27 protein-coding genes and 1 riboswitch are annotated in these 24,153 nt (G+C 70.6%); of the genes, 10 read left to right on the forward strand and 17 right to left on the reverse strand.

Going from position 1 to position 24,153, the window contains the following annotated elements; all coding sequences use genetic code 11:
* The first annotated feature begins 596 nt into the window (after positions 1-596).
* Positions 597-2,798, forward strand: a complete 2,202-nt coding sequence (locus OG556_RS17170; RefSeq protein WP_371517814.1) for a transglycosylase domain-containing protein — start codon at positions 597-599, stop codon at positions 2,796-2,798.
* A 56-nt stretch (positions 2,799-2,854) separates the two neighbouring features.
* Here OG556_RS17170 and OG556_RS17175 read toward each other — a convergent pair whose 3' ends face one another.
* From OG556_RS17175 to OG556_RS17185, 3 genes are all read right to left on the reverse strand, one after another.
* Complete coding sequence (locus OG556_RS17175) at positions 2,855-3,055, reverse strand: DUF397 domain-containing protein (RefSeq protein WP_371517815.1); 201 nt, start codon at positions 3,053-3,055, stop codon at positions 2,855-2,857.
* Positions 3,056-3,154: 99 nt separating this feature from the next.
* Positions 3,155-3,355: a DUF397 domain-containing protein gene (locus OG556_RS17180; protein ID WP_363368129.1), complete on the reverse strand. Its 201-nt coding sequence runs from the start codon at positions 3,353-3,355 to the stop codon at positions 3,155-3,157.
* Between the two features lies 1 nt (position 3,356).
* Complete coding sequence (locus OG556_RS17185) at positions 3,357-4,217, reverse strand: Scr1 family TA system antitoxin-like transcriptional regulator (protein WP_371517816.1); 861 nt, start codon at positions 4,215-4,217, stop codon at positions 3,357-3,359.
* Between the two features lie 240 nt (positions 4,218-4,457).
* Here OG556_RS17185 and OG556_RS17190 point away from each other — a divergent pair, with 240 nt between their 5' ends.
* The 3 genes from OG556_RS17190 to OG556_RS17200 are packed head-to-tail and all read left to right on the forward strand — an operon-like array spanning position 4,458 to position 5,202.
* On the forward strand, positions 4,458-4,820 hold the full coding sequence (locus OG556_RS17190; protein ID WP_371517817.1) for an ATP-binding protein: 363 nt from the start codon (positions 4,458-4,460) through the stop codon (positions 4,818-4,820).
* Positions 4,817-5,071, forward strand: coding sequence for a hypothetical protein (locus OG556_RS17195; RefSeq protein WP_063348409.1), 255 nt, complete (start codon positions 4,817-4,819; stop codon positions 5,069-5,071). The genes OG556_RS17190 and OG556_RS17195 overlap by 4 nt, the downstream gene beginning before the upstream one ends.
* Positions 5,068-5,202 (forward strand): hypothetical protein, encoded by a 135-nt coding sequence (locus OG556_RS17200; protein ID WP_371517818.1) that lies wholly within the window; start codon positions 5,068-5,070, stop codon positions 5,200-5,202. The genes OG556_RS17195 and OG556_RS17200 overlap by 4 nt, the downstream gene beginning before the upstream one ends.
* A 65-nt stretch (positions 5,203-5,267) precedes the next feature.
* On the opposite strand, the gene OG556_RS17205 is transcribed toward OG556_RS17200, so the two are convergent.
* The 5 genes from OG556_RS17205 to hisC form a co-directional block, all read right to left on the reverse strand.
* On the reverse strand, positions 5,268-5,966 hold the full coding sequence (locus tag OG556_RS17205; RefSeq protein WP_371517819.1) for a hypothetical protein: 699 nt from the start codon (positions 5,964-5,966) through the stop codon (positions 5,268-5,270).
* A 7-nt stretch (positions 5,967-5,973) separates the two neighbouring features.
* The gene (locus OG556_RS17210) at positions 5,974-7,185 is read right to left on the reverse strand and encodes an ABC transporter permease (protein WP_371517820.1); all 1,212 of its coding nucleotides are present in this window, start codon (positions 7,183-7,185) and stop codon (positions 5,974-5,976) included.
* Entirely contained in the window at positions 7,182-7,985 is an 804-nt protein-coding gene (locus OG556_RS17215; protein ID WP_363368137.1) for an ABC transporter ATP-binding protein, read from the reverse strand. The genes OG556_RS17210 and OG556_RS17215 overlap by 4 nt, the downstream gene beginning before the upstream one ends.
* A gap of 2 nt (positions 7,986-7,987) precedes the next feature.
* Positions 7,988-9,394 carry an efflux RND transporter periplasmic adaptor subunit gene (locus tag OG556_RS17220; protein WP_371517821.1) on the reverse strand — a complete coding sequence of 469 codons (1,407 nt, stop codon included), beginning with the start codon at positions 9,392-9,394 and terminating at the stop codon, positions 7,988-7,990.
* Between the two features lie 306 nt (positions 9,395-9,700).
* The gene (hisC, locus tag OG556_RS17225) at positions 9,701-10,777 is read right to left on the reverse strand and encodes a histidinol-phosphate transaminase (RefSeq protein ID WP_371517822.1); all 1,077 of its coding nucleotides are present in this window, start codon (positions 10,775-10,777) and stop codon (positions 9,701-9,703) included.
* A 383-nt stretch (positions 10,778-11,160) separates the two neighbouring features.
* On the opposite strand from hisC, the gene OG556_RS17230 reads away from it, so the two are divergent.
* From OG556_RS17230 to OG556_RS17240, 3 genes are all read left to right on the forward strand, one after another.
* Positions 11,161-12,318, forward strand: coding sequence for a LacI family DNA-binding transcriptional regulator (locus OG556_RS17230; RefSeq protein ID WP_363581576.1), 1,158 nt, complete (start codon positions 11,161-11,163; stop codon positions 12,316-12,318).
* Positions 12,319-12,432: 114 nt separating this feature from the next.
* Positions 12,433-13,689 (forward strand): metallophosphoesterase, encoded by a 1,257-nt coding sequence (locus tag OG556_RS17235; RefSeq protein ID WP_371517823.1) that lies wholly within the window; start codon positions 12,433-12,435, stop codon positions 13,687-13,689.
* Positions 13,690-13,929: 240 nt separating this feature from the next.
* Positions 13,930-14,763: a hypothetical protein gene (locus tag OG556_RS17240; RefSeq protein ID WP_371517824.1), complete on the forward strand. Its 834-nt coding sequence runs from the start codon at positions 13,930-13,932 to the stop codon at positions 14,761-14,763.
* Here OG556_RS17240 and OG556_RS17245 read toward each other — a convergent pair.
* On the reverse strand, positions 14,659-15,165 hold the full coding sequence (locus OG556_RS17245) for a DUF5994 family protein (RefSeq protein WP_371517825.1): 507 nt from the start codon (positions 15,163-15,165) through the stop codon (positions 14,659-14,661). The genes OG556_RS17240 and OG556_RS17245 overlap by 105 nt on opposite strands.
* A gap of 319 nt (positions 15,166-15,484) precedes the next feature.
* Between OG556_RS17245 and OG556_RS17250 the strand changes: the two genes are divergently transcribed.
* A complete protein-coding gene (locus OG556_RS17250; RefSeq protein ID WP_371517826.1) occupies positions 15,485-15,916 on the forward strand; it encodes a CBS domain-containing protein in 432 nt (143 codons plus the stop codon).
* Between the two features lie 90 nt (positions 15,917-16,006).
* Here OG556_RS17250 and OG556_RS17255 read toward each other — a convergent pair whose 3' ends face one another.
* From OG556_RS17255 to thiC, 3 genes are all read right to left on the reverse strand, one after another.
* The gene (locus OG556_RS17255) at positions 16,007-16,453 is read right to left on the reverse strand and encodes a type II toxin-antitoxin system VapC family toxin (protein ID WP_371517827.1); all 447 of its coding nucleotides are present in this window, start codon (positions 16,451-16,453) and stop codon (positions 16,007-16,009) included.
* Positions 16,443-16,670, reverse strand: a complete 228-nt coding sequence (locus tag OG556_RS17260; RefSeq protein ID WP_371517828.1) for an AbrB/MazE/SpoVT family DNA-binding domain-containing protein — start codon at positions 16,668-16,670, stop codon at positions 16,443-16,445. The genes OG556_RS17255 and OG556_RS17260 overlap by 11 nt, the downstream gene beginning before the upstream one ends.
* 158 nt (positions 16,671-16,828) lie before the next feature.
* Complete coding sequence (gene thiC / locus OG556_RS17265) at positions 16,829-18,685, reverse strand: phosphomethylpyrimidine synthase ThiC (RefSeq protein WP_371517829.1); 1,857 nt, start codon at positions 18,683-18,685, stop codon at positions 16,829-16,831.
* A riboswitch (TPP riboswitch) is annotated at positions 18,681-18,815 on the reverse strand. (Overlaps the previous gene by 5 nt.)
* Positions 18,816-19,053: 238 nt before the next feature.
* Here thiC and OG556_RS17270 point away from each other — a divergent pair.
* A complete protein-coding gene (locus tag OG556_RS17270) occupies positions 19,054-20,187 on the forward strand; it encodes an IS30 family transposase (protein WP_371522649.1) in 1,134 nt (377 codons plus the stop codon).
* Between the two features lie 68 nt (positions 20,188-20,255).
* On the opposite strand, the gene OG556_RS17275 is transcribed toward OG556_RS17270, so the two are convergent.
* The 3 genes from OG556_RS17275 to OG556_RS17285 all read right to left on the reverse strand — a co-directional run bounded on the left by OG556_RS17275 (position 20,256) and on the right by OG556_RS17285 (position 21,692).
* Entirely contained in the window at positions 20,256-20,456 is a 201-nt protein-coding gene (locus tag OG556_RS17275; protein ID WP_350876827.1) for a DUF5326 family protein, read from the reverse strand.
* 216 nt (positions 20,457-20,672) lie between these two features.
* Entirely contained in the window at positions 20,673-21,341 is a 669-nt protein-coding gene (tenA, locus tag OG556_RS17280) for a thiaminase II (protein WP_371517830.1), read from the reverse strand.
* A gap of 33 nt (positions 21,342-21,374) precedes the next feature.
* Positions 21,375-21,692 carry a cupin domain-containing protein gene (locus OG556_RS17285; protein WP_363626245.1) on the reverse strand — a complete coding sequence of 106 codons (318 nt, stop codon included), beginning with the start codon at positions 21,690-21,692 and terminating at the stop codon, positions 21,375-21,377.
* Between the two features lie 153 nt (positions 21,693-21,845).
* Here OG556_RS17285 and OG556_RS17290 point away from each other — a divergent pair, with 153 nt between their 5' ends.
* Complete coding sequence (locus OG556_RS17290) at positions 21,846-22,226, forward strand: phage holin family protein (RefSeq protein WP_063351244.1); 381 nt, start codon at positions 21,846-21,848, stop codon at positions 22,224-22,226.
* A 136-nt stretch (positions 22,227-22,362) separates the two neighbouring features.
* On the opposite strand, the gene OG556_RS17295 is transcribed toward OG556_RS17290, so the two are convergent.
* Entirely contained in the window at positions 22,363-22,788 is a 426-nt protein-coding gene (locus tag OG556_RS17295; RefSeq protein ID WP_371517831.1) for an SsgA family sporulation/cell division regulator, read from the reverse strand.
* 289 nt (positions 22,789-23,077) lie between these two features.
* Positions 23,078-23,941, reverse strand: a complete 864-nt coding sequence (locus OG556_RS17300) for a helix-turn-helix domain-containing protein (RefSeq protein WP_363626243.1) — start codon at positions 23,939-23,941, stop codon at positions 23,078-23,080.
* Positions 23,942-24,153: the final 212 nt, after the last annotated feature.

Here is a 24,153-nt window from a genome sequence, read left to right on the forward strand (position 1 = left end):
GAGGGCCAGCAGTGCGACCACATGCCTGGCTTCCGTCGGCCCCTTGCGGAGAGCAAGGGGCCGACGGAGACGAGTCGCTGGGACGCGGCGAACGTCGTAGTGGGGCGTGGCCCCTCACGCGGGAGGGCCGGAGGGAACAGGGGGACGGGTGGCGTCGACACAGGAAGTCGGGCTGGCCGACTTCCTGTGCTGGGGGAGTTCCGTCGGTGCCGTGGCTGGCCGTCAGGAGAGGTGCCGTCACCGGCACGATGGGGGAGGGCAGGTGTGCGGATGGGGGCGGGTCGTGCGAGTCGGTGTCGGGGCTCACCGGGCGTAGGCAACCTTTTGGCCCGCTCGCGGCATCTAAGTGGTGTCAGGGTCGCGAGAGGGGGAGGGCGCGGTAGGCGGAGCCGCAGGGACGCAGGCGTGGTCCGTGGTCACGCTTCCCCAGGGGGGGATCCGAATTGGTTGCAGGTGGCCCGTATTTCCTATTCTGCCGATTTGGTACGTATGCGACTTGACGTGCCGAAGTCGATTTCCGGTATCTGTTGCACAGCCGTGACAGCTGTGTGCGAAAAATCGTTCGACCGGCGAGGTGTGCGGGCTAGCATTCCTGGATGGAATCGAATCTCCCTCCGATATGGAATGCCTCCGACAGCGCGGCTCTCCCCCCGCCCCGCAAGGCGCCGCTTCGGCTGGCCCGCTTCGGTGGGATCTTCCTGGCGGCGAGCGTGGTGTCCGGTGTGCTGCTGGCGGGCCTCGCCCTGCCCGCCGCCGGCGGTTTCGGGCTGACCGCCAAGGGCACTGCGGAGGGCTTCGAAGACATCCCCAGCGACTTCAAGACCCCGCCGCTCACCCAGGCGACGCAGATCTTCGACGCCAAGGGCGGCCTGATCGCCAAGGTGTACGAGCGCGACCGCACGGTCATCACCCCTGAGCAGATGTCGCCGTTCATGCGACAGGCTCAAGTCGACATCGAGGACGCCCGGTTCTACGAGCACGGCGCCGTCGACCTCAAGGGCGTGCTCCGGGCGATCAGCAAGAACGCCGAGAGCGGCACCGCCTCGCAGGGCGCCTCGACGCTGACCCAGCAGTACGTGAAGAACGTCAACGTGGAGAAGGCGGGCGAGGACCAGGCCGCGGTGCTGGAGGCGCAGCGCAAGACCCTGGGTCGCAAGATCCAGGAGCTCAAGGTCGCGATCAAGCTGGAGGAGGACCTGTCGAAGGACCAGATCCTCACCAACTACCTCAACATCACGTACTACGGGAACGGCGCCTACGGCGTGGAGGCCGCCTCCCAGCGCTACTTCAGCAAGAGCAACAAGGACCTCACCATCGCCGAGGCCGCCATGCTGGCCGGGCTGGTGCAGAACCCCTCCCAGTACGACCCGAAGCTGCACCCCGTGGCCGCGCAGAAGCGCCGGGACACGGTCATCGACAAGATGGTCGAGAACAAGCACATCACCGCGGACCAGGCCAAGGAGGCCAAGGCCGCCCCGCTGGGTCTCAACTTCAAGGACCCGCAGAACGGTTGCATCACCGCCACCGCCCAGGGCGGCATGGGCTTCTTCTGCGACTACGTCCGGCACGTGGTCAAGCAGGACCCGGCCTTCGGCCAGAGCGCCGCCGACCGCAAGAAGTTCTGGGACACCGGCGGCCTGAACATCTACACCACGCTGGACCCGGACAAGCAGGCCGCCGCCCAGAGCGCGGTGACCTCCAACGTGAAGGTCACCGACACCGTCTCGGCCGCCGCCACCATGGTCGAGCCCGGCACCGGCAAGATCCTCGCCATGGCGCAGACCCGCCCGTACGGCCTGGACGCCAACAAGAACCAGACCGTCGTCAACCTCAACGTGGACGCGGCGATGGGCGGCGGCAACGGCTTCCAGCCCGGCTCCACGTTCAAGCCGGTCGTTGCGGCCGCGGCCCTGGAGGCGGGCCTGCCGGCGACCCAGGAGTACTCGGCCCCGAACTCGATGGAGTACCCCACGATGAAGACCTGCGAGGGCACCTGGAAGAACCAGGGACGGCCCAAGGCGGTGGTGCCCAACGAGTCCGCCAGCGAGAAGGGCCCCTACCAGCTGAAGCAGGCGATGGCCCTCTCGGTGAACACCTACTTCGTGCAGATGGAGCAGGAGATCGGCCTCTGTGCGGTCAAGCAGATGGCCAACAAGCTGGGCGTCACCAGCAAGGCCAGCGGCAAGCCGCTGGAGGAGGTCCCCGCGATGGCCCTGGGAGTGGAGGAGATGAGCCCGCTGACCATGGCCAACATCTACGCGACCTTCGCCGCCCAGGGCACGCACTGCTCCCCGATCGCCATCAACAAGATCACCACCGTGGACGGCAAGGACGTCCCCGTCCCGGCCGGCCAGTGCGAGAAGGCGTTCTCCGATGACACGGCCCGGGCGATGAACACCGTCCTGAACGGCGTGACCGAGAACAAGGGCACCGGCGCCGCGCTCAACCTGGACGACAACCGCCAGATCGCCGGCAAGACCGGTACCTCGGACCGCAAGCGGGCCGCCTGGTTCAACGGCTACACCCCGCAGCTCGCCACGGCGGTCTGGCTCGGCGGCCCCAACGGCGGCGTCGAGATGCGCAACCTCACCATCAACGGCAAGTACCGCACCGAGGTGTTCGGCGCCGACGGCCCCGGCCCGATCTGGCGCGACGCCATGAACCAGGCCCTGCGCGGCACGCCCAAGCAGTCCCTGCCGATGGCCGACATCCCCGACCCGGCCCCCAAGACCGACCCGAACAACACCGGCACCGGCACGGGCGCCCCGGCCACCAACCAGCCCGACCAGCAGCACTGACAGCAGTCACTCCGGCGGCCCCTTGCGAGCAGCAAGGGGCCGCCGGATCGTTTCGCTCAGGCGTCGACGGTGAAGTGGTCGAACTCGCCCGCCTTCGCACCCTGGAGGAACGAAGCGAACCTGTGGGCGGTGGTGCGGACGACGACCTCGCCCTCGTCGGACTCCCGGAGTTCGATCGCCCCGGCGACCGCGCGGACCTCAACGCAGTCGGCGTTCGAACCTGAGTAACTAGACTTCTGCCAACCGGAGTTAGTCATGCCTACTGCCATCTCTCTTCTCGTTCGATCGGACGAGGTCCCAAGGATCCCTCGTCGGCGGCCCCTCGCGACGAGCAAGGGGCCGCCGGATCGTTTCGCTCAGACGTCGGCGGTCAAGTGGTCGAACTCCCCGGCCTTCGCGCCCTGGAGGAACGCGGCGAACTTGAGGGCGGTGGTGCGGACAATGACCTCGCCCTCGTCGGACTCCCGGAGTTCGACCAGCCCGGCGACCGCACGGACCTCGACACAGTTTTCGCTGGAGCTACTGAAGGACGACTTCTGCCATTGGTCTTGAGACATCTCAGCCTTTCAGGTTCTTGCCCGTGCGATGGATTAGATCTCGCGAATCCTCGCCGCTGAGGGCAGCCTTCTCGATGCGGTTGAAGACTTCACGATAGGACTCAAGCTCACTCGGGGCATCGAAGAAAATCGGGCCCTGCGATGACTCCACCTCGGCCGTATCAAGCTCGGGCACCTCCCCGGAGGTGTAGATGAGGCTCTCGACCGGTCCGGGATAGGTGTGGGCGGTGAAGGGAATGACGCGGATGCTTATGTCATCCCTGAGGGAGTCATCGATCAGGCTGTGAAGCTGCCCTCGCAGCACGTCGGTGCCACCGAAGCGCGTGAGCAGACTGGACTCATGTAGATAGGCTTCGAGCTTCTTCCGAGGGCTCTGAAGGACCCTCGTTCTGCGCTCCGATCGGAACGCGGCATGCAGATCGAGTTCGTCGGCAGGAAGTCGAGGGATCCGTCGACTGAAGATTCCTCGTGTGTAGTCGTCTGTCTGCAGAAGCCCCGGAAGGAACGTCGACGCGCAAACCCTGATCGTCGTTGCCGCGAAGTCCTCGTGCTCGGCGGATTCGAGGAAGACGTCGGGGATGTGGTTGCGGTACTGCTCCCACCAACCCTTGTCTCGCACTGTGATGATGCCGTTGAGGGCGTCGATGAGCGGCTGGTTGTAGCACTCGCAGGCATCGGCGACTGTCCGGAGCCGGTCCACGCTGACGCTGGTCTTCCCGCTCTCCATCTGCGTCACCTGGGCAGGGCTCACTCCGAGCACGCGAGCAAGTTGGCTGCCTCCGAGGCCTGCTTGCTCTCTCATCTTTCGCAGTTCAGCGCCCAGGCGACGCTGACGAAGGGTTGGGTTGTGGCGACCTGGCATGGCGTCCTCTCAACATCCTGTGGGATCAGTGTGCCGCGTCGGCTGCGGCAAGGACCATCCGTCCCCCGGGAGAGGGATCTTCCTCGCAACTACCTAAATTTAAGTTCCGGTGCGCTATCGTCAACCTCAGATCGATCCGATGGATCGTCAGCAATGCCTGTTCGTCGGGCAGTAGGCGCCTGCTGCCCGCGCGCTGAAGGCATCCCCCCTCCCCACACCAGCAGCCTCGCGGAGGTTCCCGTGTGCACCCTCAACACCCCCTCGCTCGCGCTCGCCCGGCAGTCCCTGCGGGACGCCCTGACCCGCTCCGGGTGGGACGCCGAGACCATCTTCTTCGCCGAACTCGCCCTGGCCGAACTGGTCGTCAACGCCTGGCGGCACGGCAAGACCGCCTCCCCCGTCGTCCTCCTCTCGCTCCTCGACGGCACCCTCCGGGTCTCCGTCTCGGACGAGAGCGACGTCTTCCCCGAACGACGCCAGCTCCCCGCCCTGGCCACGACCGGCCGGGGGCTCCAGCTCATCGAAGGGCTCACGCACCGCTGGGGCGTGGACTCCCAGGAGCGCGGCAAAACCGTCTGGTACGAGCTGGACTTCGCCGCGTGAGCGCCGCCCGCGAACCCGTCGCGCCGGACGACCCCCGGATGCGCGACTACACCCAGCCCCAGATCGTCGCCCTGCTCGGCGAGGTGCACCAGCGCGGGCGCTCCTACGGTCTCCTCTGGGGCTCCGCCTTCCCCCACGAGACCACCCTCGACGGCCGCATCCTCGTCGACTTCGGCAACGCCCCCGTGAGCACTCTGCTCAACCTCCTCCACCTCCTCCGCGACGTGGAACGGGACGAGGCGTGGGGATGATGGGTTTCTTCGTCGGAGCCGTTCTGGTGGCGCTCCTCGCGCTCGCGATCGTCACCGTGGCGCTCGGCGTCATCGCGACCCTCAGGATGCCGCGCCCCGGCGACCGCGACGACTACGACAACCAGCGCTGACCACATGCGAAGGCCCTCGCCCCAGGGATTGGGCGAGGGCCTCGCGGCGTCCGGGAGCTACGGGGTCAGCCCCCGGACGGGTTCTTGGGAGCACCTCCACCGCCGAAGCCACCGCCGAAACCGCCCGCGCCGCCCGCACCCGCCGCCGAGCCCTCGACGAGCTGGCTGGCCGCGTAGCCGCCGTTGGCGTCGGGGGTGCCGACGACGGTCACGCTCTGGCCGGGCTGGAGGTCGGCGACCTTGCCCTCCTTGTTGAGCTGGACCTTCGTCGCGTCGCCGGTGGTGACCTTGACGGTGTTGCCGTTGGCGTCGGTCAGGTACACGGTGGTGCCGTCGACGGCCTTGACCGTGCCCCGGGTGAACCCGCCCTGGCCACCCTGGCCAGCACCCTGACCAGCAGCGCCCTGACCGGAACCCTGAGCACCGCCCTGCCCACCCCGGCGGGACCCGCTCTGCCCGTATCCGCCACCACCAGCCGCCCCACCCGCCCCGGCCGCCCCGGCCGCCCGCTGCTGCCCGGCGGCGGAAGCCGTCGCGTGCGAGGCGCCGCCGCTCGTCCCGTGGTTCTGCTGGTACCAGACCCCGCCCGCGAAGGCCCCACTGGCGATCACGCCCCCCGCCAGCACCAGGCTGAGCCAGGGCAGCTTGCGCCGCGGCGGGGCGGCGAGCTCGGCGGTGACGTCGCGGGCGTCCGGCGGGGTGGCGAGCAGGGCGACCTGCTCGGCCGGCGTGCTGCTGCTGACCGTGGCGATCTCGTTGCTCATGGGAGTCCTACTCGTGCCGGAGGGCGTCGATCGGCCGCAGCGAGGCGGCCCGGTTGGCGGGGTAGCTGCCGAAGAACAGGCCGATGGCGACGGCGATGCCGAACGCGCCGATCACGGATTCGGGGATCACCACCGGTTTGATGCCGACGATGCTGAAGTGCGAGCCGGCGATCCCGGCGGCCACCCCGAGTCCGGCGCCGAGCACCGAGAGCAGGGTCGACTCGGTCAGGAACTGCCCGAGGATCACCGCGCGCGGGGCGCCGAGCGCCTTGCGGATGCCGATCTCCCTGGTCCGCTCGGTGACCGTCACCAGCATGATGTTGGTGATCCCGATCCCGCCGACGAGCAGCGAGATCGCCGCCACCGCGCCGAGCAGCACGGTGAAGGTCTTCGTGGTGCTCTCCCTCGCCGTGAGCAGCGAGGACTGGCTGGTGATCCGGAAGTCGGCCTTGGTCGGGTCGGCGATCGCGTGGGTGCCGAGCAGCACCCGGGTGATCTCGGCCTGGGCCGCGGTCGTGCTGTCGGCCGAACTGGCCTGCACCAGGATCTGGTTGACGGACCCGAAGCCGGTGAAGGCGTTCTGCACGGTCGGCAGCGGGGCGATCACCACGTCGTCCGGGTCGGTGAAGCCGCTGCCGCCCTTGGCCTGGAGCACGCCGACCACGGTGAACGGGGTGCCGCCGAGGACGATCTTCTTGCCGACCGGGTCCGCGGTGTCGAACAGCTGCTTGGCCGTCGTGGCGCCGAGCACCGCGACCTTGCGCGAGCCGAGCACGTCGTCGTCGGTGAAGTACTCGCCGTGCGCGACCTTCTGGTTGGCGGTCTCGAAGTACGCCGGGTAGGTGCCGACGATCGAGCCGGGGCTGTACGAGATGTCCCCGTACAGCGCCGTCCCGCTGGTGGTGACCACCGGGGCGACCGACCTGATCGCGGTCGAGTCGGTGTCGGCGGCCAGTGCCTTGGCGTCGGCGACCGTCAGCTTCTTCACCGAGGAGGTGGCGCGGGCGCCGCCGCTGGCCGAACCGGAGCTGACCGTCAGCGAGTTGGTGCCGAGCGAGGTGATCGACTCCTTCACCGCGACCGACGAGCCGTTGCCGACGGCCAGCAGCAGGATCACCGAGGCGACGCCGATCAGCACCCCGAGCATGGTGAGCGCCGAGCGCACCTTGTTGGCGGCCAGGCCGCCGACCGCGAAGCGGAGCATCTGCCAGAGGATCACGCCGGCACCCCCAGCTCGCGCAGCAGTGGCGGCGGCCCGTCCACCGGGGCCTGCCGGACGTCGCTGACGATCCGGCCGTCGACCAGCCGGAGCACCCGCTTGGCGTGCCGCGCGACTTCGTCCTCGTGGGTGATCAGGACGACGGTGCGGCCGGTGGCGTTGAGCGCGTCGACGAGGTCGAGGACCTCCTCGGTGGAGCGGCTGTCCAGGTTGCCGGTGGGCTCGTCGGCGAGCAGCATCGCCGGTGCGGTGACCAGCGCCCGGGCGACCGCGACGCGCTGCTGCTGGCCGCCGGAGAGCTGGTTGGGCCGGTGCCCGGCGCGCTCGGCGAGGCCGACCAGGGAGAGCGCGGCCAGGGCCCGGCGGCGCCGCTCCGAGGCCCGGACGCCCGCGTAGGCGAGCGGCAGCTCGACCTGGGCGAGCGCGGTGGTGCGCGGGATCAGGTTGAAGGACTGGAAGACGAAGCCGATCTTGCGGTTGCGGACCAGCGCGAGCTGCCCCTCGTCGAGGTGCCCGACGTCGATGCCGTCCAGCAGGTAGCGGCCGGCGGTCGGGACGTCCAGGCAGCCGAGGATGTTCATCATGGTGGACTTGCCGGAGCCGGAGCTGCCCATCACCGCGACGTAGTCGCCCTGGTGGATGTTCAGGCTGACGCCGAGCGGGCCGCCGGTGTCCGGGTCCTCCGGGCCGTGCAGCGCGTGCACGACGGCGTCGCCGTGCCCGTACGCCTTGGTGATCCGGCGCAGCTGGATGACGGGCGGGGGCGCCGCCGGGACGCGCTTGTCGATGACGTGACGCATGCTCAGCCCTTACCGCCCCGGCCGGCCCCGCCGCCGGCGGCACCGCCGCCCCCGCCGACGCCCGCCAGTCCGGCGCCGCCGCCCTGGCCGCCACGGCCCTGGCCGCCGCCGATCCCCGGGAAGGAGGCGTTCGGGAAGCCGTTGCCGCCGCTGGTGGTGGGGAGTTCGACCTTGTCGCCCTCCTTCAGCCCGGAGACCACCTGCACCGTGCTGTCGCCCTCGACGCCGACCCCGACGCTGACCCGCTCGCTGGAGCCGTCCGGGTGCACCACGGTCGCGGTGCGGCTGGCACCGGTGCCGGAGAGCGCGGCGGTGGGCAGCGACAGCGCGCTGTCCGCCTCGCCGGTGATCACCTGGACGGTGGCGCTGAGGCCGGTGCGCAGCGCGCTGGTGTCACCGCTGAGCTGGAGCGTGGCGGCGTACTGGACGGCCGTCGAACCGGCGCTGCCGCCGCTGCTGCTGGGCAGCGAACTGACGGACAGGACACTGGCGTTGAGCTTGGTGTCGGACTGCGCGTTCAGGGTGACGGTGGCCGCCTCGCCCTTCTTGAGCTTGAGCGAGTCCAGTTCGGAGAAGTTGGCGGTGACCTGCATCCCGGTCGGGTTGGTCAGCACGATGAAGCCGCTCGGCGCGCCGCCCGAAGCGGTGCTGCCGGTGGACGACTTGCCGGTCGACCCGGCGGAACCGGACGAGCCCGACGAGCCGGACGAGCCGCCGGAACTCACGCCGCCCACGGTGTCGCCGACCTTCGCCGATACGGACGCGACCGTCCCGTCCACCGAGGCGGTCAGGGTGGTGCCGGTCAGCGCCGCCTGGGCGTTGGCGAGGGTGGTCTGCGCGGTGGCGACCTGCTGCTGGGCCTGGGCGACGGCCGCGTCGTCGACCTTGGTGGTGGTGATGGTGGTGGTCTGCGGAGCGGGCGTGCTGTTCGCGCCCGCTCCGCGGTCCCCACCACCACCGCCGTTGCCGCCGGCGCCGGAGGTCGCACCCGGCAGCGGCTGGGTGGTCGTGGTGGTGACACCGGCCTGCGCCTTGGTGAGGTTGGCGTTGGCCGTGGTCAGGGACGCCTGGGCGGCGTCCACCTGCTGCTGGGCGGCCGTGGTGTCGACGGTGGCGAGCACCTGGCCCTTCTTGACGGCGTCCCCCACCGCGACCTTGACCGAGGTGAGTCGGCCGCCGGTCGCGAAGTCCTGGGCCGCGTCGGTCGGTGAGACCAGGGTGCCGGTTCCGGACACGGTGGCCAGGACCGTTCCCTTGGCCACGGTCGCCGTACGGATCTGGGTCTTGCCGGCGGCGGCACTGGTGCCGCTGTTCACTGTGGCGTACACCAGGGCGGCACCGCCCAGGAGCGCCACGCCGAGCGCGGAGTTGACGAGGACGACGCCTCGCCGTCGCGGGAGCACCTTCATGCCGGACAGCTTTCCTGGGCGCTCTTGCGGAGCCCTGGGCGCGGGCTGGGAGAAGACTGACCGGGCGGATCCGGGCATTCCGGTCACACCACCCGGTTCGCGCGGGCGCCTTGGCCCCGCCGTGGGCCGTCGTTGGCCGAACTCCCAGCGGGCTCCCAGTGAGTTCCGGTGAGTTCCGGTGATCTCCAGCCATCCGGCAGCGCCCCGGGTCCCGACGCCGACCGGCCCAGGCCCCCGGGAACGCCGTAGGGGCGCACCGCGAACGGCGCGCCCCTACGGATGAAGACCCTACGGAGAGGAGAGGGATCAGAGCGTCTTGCGGAACGCCTCGGCCACCGAGAGGAAGATCGAGTTGCCCTCGGTCTCGCCGATGGAGATCCGGACGCCCTCCGGGAACGGCCGGACGATCACCCCGGCCTCGGCGCACGCGACGGCGAACTCCTGCGAGCGCTCGCCGAGGCCCAGCCAGACGAAGTTGGCCTGCGAGTCCGGGATCTCCCAGCCCTGGGCGCGCAGCCCGGCCACCACCCGGGTGCGCTCCTCGACCAGCGCGTCCACCCGCTCCAGCAGCGCCTGCTCGGCGCGCACCGAGGCGACGGCGGCGTTCTGGGCGAGCTGGCTGACGCCGAACGGGACGGCGGTCTTGCGCAGCGCGTTGGCCACCGGCTCGTGCGCGATCGCGAAGCCGACCCGCATGCCCGCGAGGCCGTACGCCTTGGAGAAGGTGCGCAGCACGCAGACGTTGGGGCGGTCCCGGTAGAGGTCGATGCCGTTGGGCACCTCGGGGTCGCGGATGAACTCGATGTACGCCTCGTCGACGACCACCAGGACGTCGGACGGGACGGCGTCCAGGAAGCGCTCCAGCTCGGCGCGGTGGATCACGTTGCCGGTGGGGTTGTTGGGGTTGCAGACGAACACCAGCCGGGTCTTCGGGGTGATCGCGGCGAGCATCGCGTCCAGGTCGTGGTCGCCGGCCTCGGTGATCGGCACCGGGACGGGGGTCGCGCCGGCGACCTGGGTGATGATCGGGTACGCCTCGAAGGAGCGCCAGGCGAAGACCACCTCGTCGCCGGGGCCCGCGGTGGCGAGGATCAGCGACTGGGCGACGCCGACCGAGCCGGTGCCGGTGGCGATGTGCTCGACGGGCACGCCGAAGCGCTCGGCCAGCACCTCGCTGAGCTCGCCGACGGCCATGTCGGGGTAGCGGTTGAGCGAGCCGGCCGCCGCGACCGCCGCCTCCAGCACGCCGGGCAGCGGGTCGTACGGGTTCTCGTTGGAGGACAGCTTGTACGCGTCGGCGCCGGCCGGCTTGCCGGGCTTGTAGGTGGGGATGCCGTCCAGGGTCGGCCGCAGCCGCGGGCCCTGCGCTGACGTACTCGTCACGGTCCTACTCCTTCTCGATGCTGTCCGCGCGCGTTCGGCACGCGTTCGGCGCGTGTTCGGTGCGCGTTCTCCGGTGCGGTCGCCCCCGCCACCTGTGGGATCGCCACCGTGCCGGGGATCTCGGAACGCGTCCGGGGCACCCCGGTCGGGTGCCTTGAACGATACCGACCGCGCTCACCCGTAGGGGTGAGATGCCCGGTCGGGTGACAGGCGCAGATCAGCCATTCTGCCGGGTTCCTTTGGCACATGTCAGAGGTAAGACGGCTGGTTTCGTGCGGGTATCGAAGGAGCGCACCCCGGCTCACTCTTGGAGAAACGTATCTCCAAGGGCTCCCGATGCGCCGGTCACAGACCCTTGTCAGGAGCCATACGATCGGTCCGCCATGACAGCAGCAGCCAACCAGAGCGGTCGGCGTCCCACCACCTCACGGCGTCTGGAGCGGGCCGGCATCCGGGATGTGGCAGCAGCCGCCGGAGTGTCGATCACCACCGTCTCCGACGCGCTGAACGGAAAGGGCCGCCTGCCCGACGAGACCCGCAGCCGGGTGCGCGAGGTCGCCGAGCGCCTCGGCTACCGGCCCTCCGCGGCCGCCCGCACCCTGCGCACCGGACGGTCCGGCCTGATCGGGCTGACCGTCACGACCTACGGTGAAGAACCGTTCACCTTCACGGAGTTCGCGTACTTCGCCGAGATGGCCCGGGCCGCCACCAGCGCCGCCCTCGGCCGCGGCTACGCGCTGGTGGTGCTGCCCGCCTCCTCCCGCCACGACGTCTGGGGCAACATCGCCCTGGACGGCACCGTGGTGATCGACCCGCCCGACCAGGACCCCCTGGTCAGCGAGCTGTACCGGTCCGGCGTCCCGGTCGTCAGCGACGGCAAGCCCGGCAACTGCCCGGTCACCGCCTGGGTCGACAACGACCACGAGGCCGCCGTGCTCGGCATCCTCGACCACCTCTCCGAGGCCGGCGCCCGCCGCATCGGCCTGCTCACCGGCACCAGCACCGACACCTACACCCGGCTCTCCACCGAGGCCTACCTCGGCTGGTGCACCAAGGTCGGACAGGAGCCGGTCTACGAGGCCTACCCCGCGCACGACCCGGCCGCCGGCGCCGTCGCCGCCGACCGGCTGCTCGCCCGCCCCGACCGGCCCGACGCCGTCTACGGCCTGTTCGACCCCAACGGCACCGACCTGCTCGCCGCCGCCCGCCGCTACGGCCTGCGGGTCCCCGACGACCTGCTGCTGGTCTGCTGCAGCGAGAGCGACGTCTACGCCACCACCGAACCGCCGATCACCACGCTCTCCCTCAAGCCGCGCCGGATCGGCACCACCGTGGTCAACCTGCTCATCGACGCCATCGAGGGCGTCGACTCGGGGACGGGCGTCGACATCGCCCGGCTCTTCCCGCCGCGCTTCCGCACCGCCGGCACCGGCCCGCCACCGGGCACCCTGATGCCGACCGAGCTGATCGTTCGCGCGTCCTCCCAGCGCCGGAGCCCGCGCACCACCGTCAGCCCTCCCCGACTCCCGGGCGAGGTCTAGACCATACCGAGCCGGGACAAAACGGACCTTGCGGGACGGCCCGGCTGACGCTCCGGAGGATTGGATACCCACCAGGTGACGACGCCGGGAGAGTGGTCTTCCTATGATGGGCGAATGACACCCGAGGACCGCTTCCCCGGGCCTGAACACCCCGACTCAGGCCCCCGCCACCAGCCGGACCTCGACGTGCTGCCGTACGGCACCTACTACGAACCGGAGCCCGCCACCGGCTACCCCGGCACGCCGTACGAAGCGGAGACCTACAGCGGCTACGGCGGAGCCCGCTACCTGGAGCAGCACTGGCCCGCCGACGGGCAGGACCACACCGTGCACGCCCCGGAGAACGCCCCGCTCTTCTCCCCGCAGGACCACCCCGGCTCCCACCAGGACCACGGCGGTTCCCACCAGGACCACCCCGGCTACGAGCCGACCCTGTCCGACCAGCAGTCCCCCGCCCACCAGGACCACGGCCGCGATGACCCGCCGACCATCGAACTCGGCCCGCCGCTGCCCGACCCCTCCGCGCCCAGCTACCCGTACCCCGCCCCCGGCCCCGGCGAGCCCCCCGGCCCGCTCTACGTCGTCGGCGACGTGCACGGCTACCTGGAGGAGCTGCGCGCCGAGCTGCGCCACCAGGGCCTGATCGACGCCGAAGGCCACTGGTCCGCCGGCCGCTCCCGGATCTGGTTCCTCGGCGACTTCACCGACCGCGGCCCCGACGGCATCGGCGTCATCGACCTCGTGATGCAGCTCGCCGCCGAAGCCGCCGCCGCCGGCGGCTACTGCCGCGCCCTGATGGGCAATCACGAACTGCTCTTCCTCGGCGCCGCCCGGTACGGCGACGAACCCGTCCAGTCCACCGCCGGCACCGCCTCCTTCCTCGCCGCCTGGCGGCTCAACGGCGGCCAGCAGCACGACCTGGACCGGCTGGAGGGCCACCACATCAGCTGGCTCTCCCGGCTGCCCGCCATCGCGCTGGAGGACGGCCACCTGCTGCTGCACTCCGACACCACCGCGTACCTGGAGTACGGCGAGTCCATCCCCGACGTCAACGACGCCGTCCACAGCCTGCTCGCCGACGAGGGCGTCGACGAGTGGTGGGACTGCTTCCGCCGCTTCACCAAGCGCTTCGCCTTCCGCGGCGACGCCGGCCCGACGGCCGTCCACGAACTCCTCGACACCTACGGCGGCACCCGCATCGTGCACGGGCACAGCCCCATCCCGTACCTCACCGGCGCGGTGCACGCCGACGACGGCCAGCCGCCGCACATCCCCGGCCCCTACGTCTACGCCGACGACCTCGCGGTGGCCATGGACGGCGGCGTCACCATGGAAGGGCGCCTGCTCGTCGCCCGACTCCCCGTCAACTGAGGCCTGCGGACCGGGGCCGGTCGAACGGGCGTTCCCGGCGCCCGGGCCACCGCACGCGCGCGGGCCGGGGCGCGAAATTCCGGAAACCGACTGTCAGCACGGCCGCGCCCGCACCTAACATGAGGCACACCACACCCGGCCGCCCGTCCGGCGGCTCGCCTCCGCGCCCGTTTCGGCGCCCCTGAGGGTCCCGCGGCCCCTGGGGCGGAGCGAACCGGGGTCCGCATGAACGGGGTCCCCATGACCAACCCCCCGCCGCTGCTCGCCGAGGACCGCCCGGAATACGAGCGCCTCCTCGCCGAAGCCCTGCGCGACCACACTGTCCTCACCGCCCTGCGCGCCCCCGGCGCGCTCACCGCCGACCAGCTGCGCATCCGCGGCCTGCGCGACGCCGACGCCATCGCCGCCTCGGCCGCCACCGAGTACACGCACTACACCCGGCTGCGCGAGACCCTGCGCACCACACCCCCGCCGCCCCCGGGCGCCGAACCCACCGCCCCCGGACTGCTCACCCAACTGCGCTCCGCCAACGGCGGCGCCGGGCTCTTCCCCGTCCTCACCGTGCTCACCCCGGTCCTCGCCTGGACCGCCGCCCTGGTCCTGCTGCTCATCGGCTACCTGCTGCGCGCCGCCAACCCCGACCTCACCCTCGCCCGCAGCCTCGTCACCGCCGGCTGGGTCGCCCTCGCCGCCGGAGTCGCCGCGATGGCCATCGGCATCATCGGACTCGTCCTCACCGCCATACGCGACGGCGGCGCCGCCGCCCCGGCCGGCACCGACCCCGAACTCGCCGCCGAACTCGCCGACGCCCACCGCGAATGGCGCACCGCGCTGCGCGACCGCGGCCTGCTCCCCTACCTGCACACCCACCTGCCCGCCGTCCCCGCCGGCGCCCCCGACTTCACCAGCCCGGGGTACACCTCACCCGACTTCACCAGCCCGGGCCCCGTCCCCACCGCCGACTACACCTCACCCGACTTCACCAGCCCCGGCACCGTCCCCACCCCAGCCCCCGACTTCACCACCCCCGGCTACACCAGCCCCGCCTTCACCAGCCCCGACGACGTCACCTGAACACCCGAACCCCGGCCAGTCCAGCAGGAGTTCGGCCGCCGGGGTGCGGTTGCCGGTCGCCGACGCCGCCGCCATGGCCGTGGAGGCCGTCTCCGGGTCGGTGCGGGGCGGCACGACCAGGAGGAGGAAGTGGTCCTGGAAGCCGCGGGTGACGCTGATCGTCGCGCTGCTGCTGGTGAGCCAGTTGATCCTGATCAGGAGGCCGTTCACCACGACGGAACGGGGCACGCCGTCCCAGGCCGAGGTGTCCAGGCCCACCCGGATGATGCGCCCCAGGTGGGCGCCGAGCGCGGTGACCAAGTCCGGCAGTTCGGCCAGCACCCGGTTCGAACGCGGCCACCAGGCGCCGTCGAACACCCCGCCCCGCGCCATCGTCGGCTCCAGCACCAGACGTGGCAGCAACGGGACTCCGGGCACGGACCACGGCCCGGGAGTGGCGGGAACGGGAAGAGGGATCGGCAGCATCAGAAGCCGCCCGTCCGGTCCGCAAGGACCTGTCATGACCCAGGGCGACACCAGCGCCGTTACCGGTATACGGAATGTCCTCGGTTGTCTCCCAACGGTACTCCGCGGCACCCTCCGGCGGGCCTGCCGTCACGGGAGTACGCTCGAAGACATCCAGGGCATTCCGCATCCCGGTACCCGTTCCGGCTTCGTTCTGGGTGAAGGGTCGTCCGGGCCGTTCCGGCCGGGCACCCGGGGACGGGAAGCGGTGACCACCGTGACCACTCACACCCCGCAGGCGGCATGCACCGGCCGCGGCCTCACGGTCGCCGACGCGATGGAGCCCTGCGAGTACCAGATAGCCGACGACAGCACCGTCGACCAGGCCAACGACATCCTGCGCGGCGCCCACGTCGAGTACCTGCTCGTCCGCGGCCACGACGGCCGGTGCGAGGGGATGGTCACCCGCACCGGGCTCCACACCTTCCTGGAGCACCCCCTGAGCACCGAGCGGACCTCGATAAGCGCCACCGCTCACCAGCGCGGCCCCTTCGCCTGGCCGGGCCTGGGCCTGGCCCTGGCCGCGATCACGATGCGGATCAAGCGCATGGCGGTCTGGCCCGTCGTCGACGACGACGGCTACATCCTCGGCATCCTCACCGCCGACCGCGCCACCGTCCTCCTCGAACCCGCCCCCGCCCTCGCCTGACCCGCCCCGCCGGAACGCGCGGCGAGCCCTACCCGGCCTCCGGGGGGCTCGCCCATGCGCTGCGGCCTCACTCGGCCAGTCGCAGCCCGACTAGGGGCAGATCAACTCGATGGTCGGGAAGTACGTGCGGTAGCGCGCGGCATCACGGGTCAACAACCGGTAGCCGCGCACCGCCGCATGCGCACCGATGTAGAAGTCCGGCAACGGTGCGGTCTTCTGCCCGCCGCGCTTGCGGTACAGCAGAAATGCCTTGCCGGCCAGGAACCCCGCCTCGTAAGGGAGCGGCTCCCGCGCGAAGTCCTCGGCCGGAAGGACGGCGTCGAGGTCCTCGATCGCGGCGTACGCCACCGAGACCTCCGCGTAGACGATCGGGTTGATCACCACTTCGCCCTCGTCCTGGGCCTTGGACAGCGCGGCCTCCGACCAATCGGCCCAGGTCTCGTCGTTCGTCATCAGATCCAGCAGCACACAGGAGTCCACCAGCGTCACCGGCCGTGCCCGGCCCGAGCCGACCAGCCTCAGTCGGCTACTCGCCACGCAGCAACTCCATGATCTCGTCAGTGGACATGCCGCCCTCGGCGCTTCCCCTCATCCGGCGGGCCACCCGCTGCCCCCTGGTGCTGTGGCCTGCCCGACGCACTATCCGCAGGACGCCGTCCTCCTCGATGACATCCACCTCGTCTCCGGGACGCAGGCCGCACTTCTCGCGAAGCTCCGCGGGGATCGTGACCTGCCCCTTGCTGTTGAGCCGCATCTCCCACCTCCGAAGTAGCACGTATTACCACTACCACGTAATACTAGCTCGGCGACCGGCTCCCCCGGTGGCCCGCGTGCAGCCCCGTGGCCCAGGCATGCCGAAGCGCTGCCACGGGAACAGCGAGACCCCCGGAGCAGCGCTTCGACAGAACGACGTCAGTCGGCGAGGGGCAGGTAGACCCGGTTGCCCTGGGCGGCGAACTCGGCGGACTTCTCCGCCATGCCCGCCAGGGCCTCGGCGTCGAACTCGGTCTCCACGGCGCTGGAACCGTCGCCGTGCTCGGCGCGGATCTTCTGACTGATCTTCATCGAGCAGAACTTCGGGCCGCACATGGAGCAGAAGTGGGCCGTCTTGGCGGGTTCGGCGGGGAGGGTCTCGTCGTGGAAGGCGCGGGCGGTCTCCGGGTCGAGGGCCAGGTTGAACTGGTCCTCCCAGCGGAACTCGAAGCGGGCGTCGGAGAGGGCGTCGTCCCAGTCCTGGGCGCCGGGGTGGCCCTTGGCGAGGTCGGCGGCGTGGGCGGCGATCTTGTAGGTGATCACGCCGGTCTTGACGTCGTCGCGGTTGGGCAGGCCCAGGTGCTCCTTGGGCGTGACGTAGCAGAGCATCGCGGTGCCCCACCAGGCGATCATCGCGGCGCCGATGCCCGAGGTGATGTGGTCGTAGCCTGGGGCGACGTCGGTGGTGAGCGGGCCGAGGGTGTAGAACGGCGCCTCGTCGCAGATCTCCTTCTGGAGATCCATGTTCTCCTTGATCTTGTGCATCGGGACGTGGCCCGGGCCCTCGATCATCACCTGGACGTCGCGCTCGCGGGCGATCCGGCCGAGTTCGCCAAGGGTCTGCAGTTCGGCGAACTGCGCCTCGTCGTTGGCGTCCGCGATGGAGCCGGGGCGCAGGCCGTCGCCGAGCGAGAAGGTGACGTCGTAGCGCGCGAGGATGTCGCAGAGCTCCTCGAAGTTGCTGTAGAGGAAGTTCTCCTGGTGGTGCGCCAGGCACCAGGCGGCCATGATCGAGCCGCCGCGCGAGACGATGCCGGTCTTGCGGCGGGCGGTCAGCGGGACGTACCGGAGCAGGACGCCGGCGTGGACGGTCATGTAGTCGACGCCCTGCTCGCACTGCTCGATGACGGTGTCCCGGTACACCTCCCAGCTCAGGTCCTCGGCCTTGCCGTCGACCTTCTCCAGGGCCTGGTAGAGCGGCACGGTGCCGATCGGCACGGGGGAGTTGCGCAGGATCCACTCGCGGGTGGTGTGGATGTTGCGGCCGGTGGAGAGGTCCATGACGGTGTCGGCGCCCCAACGGGTGGCCCAGGTCATCTTCTCCACCTCCTCCTCGATCGAGGAGGTGACGGCGGAGTTGCCGATGTTGGCGTTGATCTTCACCAGGAAGTTGGTGCCGATGATCGCCGGCTCCACCTCGGGGTGGTTCACGTTGACCGGGATGACGGCCCGGCCGCGGGCCACCTCGGCCCGCACGTACTCGGGGGCGAGGCCCTCGCGCAGCGCCACGAACTCCATCTCGGGGGTGACCACGCCCCGCTTGGCGTAGGCGAGTTGGGTGACGGCGGCACCGCCGCGGCCGCGCAGCGGGCGGCGCGGGCGGCCCGGGAAGACGGCGTCCAGGTTGCGCAGGTTTCCGCCGCGCGGCGAGGTGTGCTTGATCCCGTCGTCCTCGGGGCGCGCCTCGCGGCCGTCGTACTCCTCGACGTCGCCGCGCTGGCGGATCCAGGCGTCGCGCAGGGCGGGCAGGCCGCGCCGCACGTCGGGTTCGTAGGCCTGGTCGGTGTACGGGCCGGAGGTGTCGTACAGCGGGACGGTCCTGCCGTTGGTGAGCTGCACCTCGCGGTACGGGACCCGCAGGTCGGGCCGGGACCCTTCGCGGTAGGCCTTGCGCCAGGCCGGGGTGGGGTAGCCGGTGCCCGCGCTGGTGACGGTGGCGGTGGCGGTATCGCCGACCTCAGTGCCGCTGTTCCCGGTGCTGCGGGCAGGCTGCGGCTGTGCTTCGAACGTGGTCATCTGACCTCATACTCCCTACGCCGGCATTACCCGGTCAGGTTCCTGCGGTCGACGCAGCCGTCGGTCCGTCCGTCGACGTCCCGGTCAGCGCCCTCTCAGCCCGGTGCTCCGAGCTCCCGCGTCGGCAGGCGGTGTTGCCTGCACATGACGCCCAACACCGTAGCGAGCCGATCGCCGCAGGTCCAGCACGCCCCACCAGGCCGGACGCCGCGCCAGGAACGCCGAAGGCCCGGCCCCCCGTCCTTGGGTTCTAGGAGTCGTTGCAACACCCCAGTTCAGGGGATGCATTGGACTTCGAGATCCGCAAGGACCGGACGGCTCAGGGGCCCGTGAAGCTGAGCCGGGAGCGAGCGGCATACTCCCGGCTCATGCAGCAGGGCTACAGCAACACCGAGGCGTGCAGGATCGTCGGGATCACCCCCCGGACAGGCCGTCGGTGGCGCAACGGCCGCAGCGCCGACCGACGGCAGAAGGCGGCACCACCGATTCACGCGGTGGTGCCGCCTTCCGGTCCCTCCCGTTACCTGTGCGAGGACGAGCGCATCCACATCGCCGACAGGCTTCGAGAGCGGGCGGCGGTCCGTACCATCGCCGCCGAGCTGGGCCGCAGCCCCTCCACGGTCAGCCGCGAGATCAAGCGCAACCGGCACCCCGAGAGCGGCGCCTACCGCCCACACGCGGCCCAGGCCCGGGCCGACGCCCGCCGGCCACGTCCCAAACCCCGCAAGATCGGCCGGATACCCGGGCTGCGGGACTTCATCCAGCACCACCTCGACAGGAAATGGAGCCCGGAGCAGATCTGTCACGCTCTACGGGCACAGTTTCCCGAGCGGCCGGAGATGCACGTGGTCCACGAAACCGTCTACCAGGCCCTCTACGTCCAAGGCCGCGGCGAACTGCGCCGCGAACTGGCCGGTGCCCTGCGCAGTGGCCGGGCCCGCCGCAGACCCCAGCGGCAGGCCAACTGCCGCCAGCCCCGCTTCACCGACCCCATGGTCATGATCAGCGAGCGGCCGGCCGAAGCCGAGGACCGGGCCGTCCCCGGCCACTGGGAAGGCGACCTGATCCTCGGCAAGGACGGCAAGTCCGCCATAGGAACCCTGGTCGAACGCGCCACCCGCTACGTCATGCTCCTACACCTGCCGAACGGCCGCACCGCCGACCAGGTCCGCGACACCCTCGTGGAAACCGTCCAGACCCTGCCCGCCCACCTGGTGCGCTCGCTCACGTGGGACCAGGGCTCCGAGATGGCCGCCCACAAGAGCTTCACCATCGCCACCGACGTCCCGGTCTACTTCTGCGACCCCGCGAGCCCCTGGCAGCGCGGCTCGAACGAGAACACCAACGGCCTGCTGCGGCAGTACTTCCCCAAGGGCACAGACCTGTCCGTCCACGCTCCCGAACATCTGGCCTTCGTCGCCGCCGAACTCAACGGCCGCCCACGCAAAACGCTCGGCTGGGAAACCCCAGCCGAGCGCCTGCATAAACTGATCGCGGCTTGATCAACTCACCACGTGTTGCAACGACCCCTGGAAACCGCCGTCCAGGGGGCCGGGCCTCGGGCAGCGGCTCAGCCCTTGGCGGCCTTCTTCACCAGGACCACCACGGCGGCGGCGATGCCGGCGACGACCAGCACCTTGATCATGATGCTCAGCAGGGCGCCGACGACACCGAAGACGAATCCCAGGATGTTCCAGAGCAGCACCAGGACCAGCACCGGGATGACGATGTTCCGCACCCAGGAGGGCAGCGACTTCCAGAGCTCAGCCATGACCGTTCCTTCTCTCCCCGTGGGGTCGGCTGCCGTCCGGTGCCGCATCCCGCTTGCTTTCGGTACTTCGATCGTACGGGGACACGAGTGCCGGAACGAGGCCCGTCGGCCCGGAGAGAACCCCTAGATCACCCCGACCCGGGGCCCCGGGGAGACCCGGGTGCGGGACTCGGGGACGACCCCCGGGAAGGGCCCCGCACCCCCTGCGACCAGCGGTCAGACCGGCCAGCGCTCGCCGCGCCAGGCGGCGTCCCAGAACATCCACTCGTAGCGCGAGGTGGTCGTGAAGTGCTCGACGACCCGGCGCCGTTCGGCCGGGGAGATCTCCTCGCCGAGGCGGTCGGTGAGCGCCAGCACCCGGCGGACGACGGACTGGAACGCCTCGTCGCCGTAGGTGGCGATCCACTTGGCGTACAGCGGGTCGGGGGAGCCCTGGGCGAGCAGCGCCTCGCCGACCCGGGCGTAGATCCAGTAGCAGGGCAGCACCGCGCCGACGGCCTCGGCGAAGGAGCCGCCGTAAACGGTCGCCAGCAGGTAGCTGGTGTAGGCCCGGGTGGTGGGCAGCACCGGTTCGGCGGCGGCCTCCTCGGCGCTGCCGCCGAAGGCGGTCAGGAACTCGGCGTGCATGCCCTGTTCCGCCGCCAGTGCGCCGACGGCGTCGTCGGCGAAGGCCCGCACGTCCTCCTCGCCGGGCGCCTTGGCGGCGCAGACGGCGAGCGCGCGGGCGTAGTCGCGCAGGTAGTGCGAGTCCTGGACGACGAAGTGGCGGAAGGCCGCACGCGGCAGGGTGCCGTCGGTGAGGCCGCCGATGAAGGGGTGGGCGAGGATCTCGGCGTACACCGGCTCGATGGCCGCCCAGAGTTCTTCCGTCAGGCTCTTGCTCATGCCCAGGACCCTAGACGGTCGGTCCGCGGACGGTCAGCCCTCGGGCGGGGAGAACACCACCAGGACCCGCAGTTCCTCGGTGACGTGGTGGAAGCGGTGCGGGGTGCCGGCCGGGACGTAGACGACGGTGCCGCGGCCGACCGTGGCGGTCTCGGCGCCGACGGTCAGTTCGGCGCGGCCGCTGATCACCTGGTAGATCTCGTCCTGGTCGTGCGCGGTCTGCGGGTCGGTGTCGCCGGGGGAGAGCGCGTAGAGCCCGGCGGACATCCGCGGTTCGCGCAGGAAGCGCAGGTACGCGCCGTCGTTCGCCGCGCGTTCGACGTCCAGTTCGTCCAACCGGAACAGCTTCACCGCTGCTCCCCTCCTTCGTCCATCCTCCGTGCGGGCCACGGGCATTCAACACCACGGGCACCGGACCGGGGGCGCCAAGATGTCCGGCGGGAGCGCCAACATGTCCGAGGAGAGCTTCCCCCGGGGCGGCGGAGCCTGCCAGGCTTGGGCGTCATGAAGGGTTTCCTCATCAAGACAGTGATCAACGCGGTGGCCATCTGGGTCGCCGCCTGGATCGTCAACGGTATCCAACTCGCGAGCGGCAAGGCCGACCTGGGACACAAGGCCCTGACGGTGGTCGCCGTCGCCGTGGTCTTCGGCCTGGTCAACTTCCTGATCAAGCCGCTGGTCAAGCTGTTCTCGTTCCCGCTGTTCATCCTCACCCTGGGGCTGATCACCTTCGTGATCAACGCCCTGATGCTGTGGCTGACCTCCTGGGCCGCGGGGAAGCTGCACCTGGACTTCAACGTCACGGGCTTCGTGCCCGCGCTGCTCGGCTCGCTGATCATCAGCCTGGTCTCGTGGGGGCTGCACCTGGCCCTGGACGACGACTGACCTCGGCCGTGGCCGGGCACCGACTGGCCGAACCCGACCTGGCCGGTCACCGACCGGCCCGACACGGGAGGGGCCCGCGCCCGGGTGGTTCACCCGGCGCGGGCCCCTTCGTCGGTGGCGGCGGTGCGACCACCGCTCACCCCGCGTTCTCACATCCCCGGAGGATGTCCGCGAGCTCGGCGTCGAGCTCCTGCCCGGTGATCTCCTGGCCCATCGGCACCAGCCGGTCGGTGCGCACCAGGAAGGCGACCAGCGGCGGCGCCGAGGCCCGCAGCAGGGCGTCCCCCTCGGGGGAGTGCAGCACGATGCAGACCTCGGTGAGCTCCTCGCCGACCGGGTGGATGTGCACGTCGCCCTCGCCGGAGGGCCGGCTGATGCCGTCGAGCAGCAGCTCGCGCGCGAACACCCAGGTGACGGGTTCGTCGCCGGGCAGGTGGAAGGTGAACCGGACGGCGTACGGGTCGTCGGGCTCGTAGTCCAGGTCCACCACGATACGGAAGGAGAGCTCGTGCGAGACCACGAGGTTCATCACCAGGTGTCCCTGGACTGTGCTGTGCTGCATGGCGCCAGTACCTCTCGTGGGGCCGGCCGGGTGGGCCGTGGGGTGGGGGCGGGGTTGGGGAGCGGGGATGTGGAGCGGGGGGCGGGGATGGTGGGCGGGGGCGGGGGCCGGGGGCCGGGGGCTTCGAATGTGGGGCCGGAATCGTCAATTGCTGTGCGTGGGGCGTTTTCTGACGTTTTTGTGCAACCAATCCCCGTTAGGTCACCATCGTCCATGTTTGGGGACGTAGTGGACAAGGCGTGCTTTTTCAAATGGTGAACGAACGGGATCCGTACCGGCGCGAGGAGCGTCAGAGGACGAACGACGGACCCATCGCGCCCACGCTGCGCCGCAGTTGGCCGGCGACGACGGTCAGCCGGTCGGCCTGTTCGACGGGCAGCGAGAGGGCCATGGTGGCGACCATCGGCCCGACGGTGATGGGGACGGCCGCGCAGACGGTGCCGAGCGCGTACTCCTGACGTTCCAGGACGGGCATGGTCGGTCGCAGGGAGGCGAGCCGGCGCAGGACGGCGGCCTCGCCGGTGACGGTGGAGGGGGTGAGCCCGACCGGCGGGTGGCGGGCGAGGTGGTCACGGCGTTCCTCCTCGGACAGTTGGCCGAGCAGGCACTGGCCGATGGCGTGCGCGTGACCGGTGGCGCGGAGGTCGGCCCAGGGCTGGACGGCGGGCCGGCCGGGGTCGTCGGCGACGTCCACCACGTGGATCTCGCCGTCCCGGTAGAGCGCGAAGTAGACGGGGGCCCCGAGTTCGTCCCGTAACCGCTGCATCCGCGTGCGCAGGTCGTGCCGGTCGGACTGCCGGTCGTCGGCCCGGCCTATGCCGTTGACCGACTCCCCGTAGAAGAACCGGCCGTCGGAGCGCCGGAGGTAGCCCTCGTGGGTGAGGGTGCGCAGCAGGTGGTAGGCGGTGCCGAGCGGCAGTCCGGCGGCGCGGGCCAGTTGTTTGGCGGTGGCGCCCTGCCGGAATCCCCCGACGGCCTCCAGCAGCCGCAGCGCCCGCTGGACGGAGCCGATCAGGGTGGGGCCGCGGCCCTTGCCCGGCGAGGTGGACGGAGAGGTGGACGGCGGCGGGCTGCCGGGCGGCGAGGTGGGCGTCGGCGACCTGGCGACGCGCCCGGTGCGGACCGTCCTGGACGGCTCTGCGATCTGATCCATGGCCACGTCCATCCCCCAGCCCGAGTCAATGCACAGAAAGGGCATCCGGAGCGAAGCCCTCCGATCTGCCCGATAGTGGCTCATTGCAGCACAGGGACGACCTCCCTGCAATCACTCTTACACCGATCACTCGGCAAAATCCTTCGATTCGAAGGTAGAAATCAGAATCGATCGACATTTGGAAGATCAGTTCAAGATTCACCTTCGCGATC

This window comes from Kitasatospora sp. NBC_01300 (assembly GCF_041435235.1).
Classification (GTDB): Bacteria; Actinomycetota; Actinomycetes; order Streptomycetales; family Streptomycetaceae; genus Kitasatospora.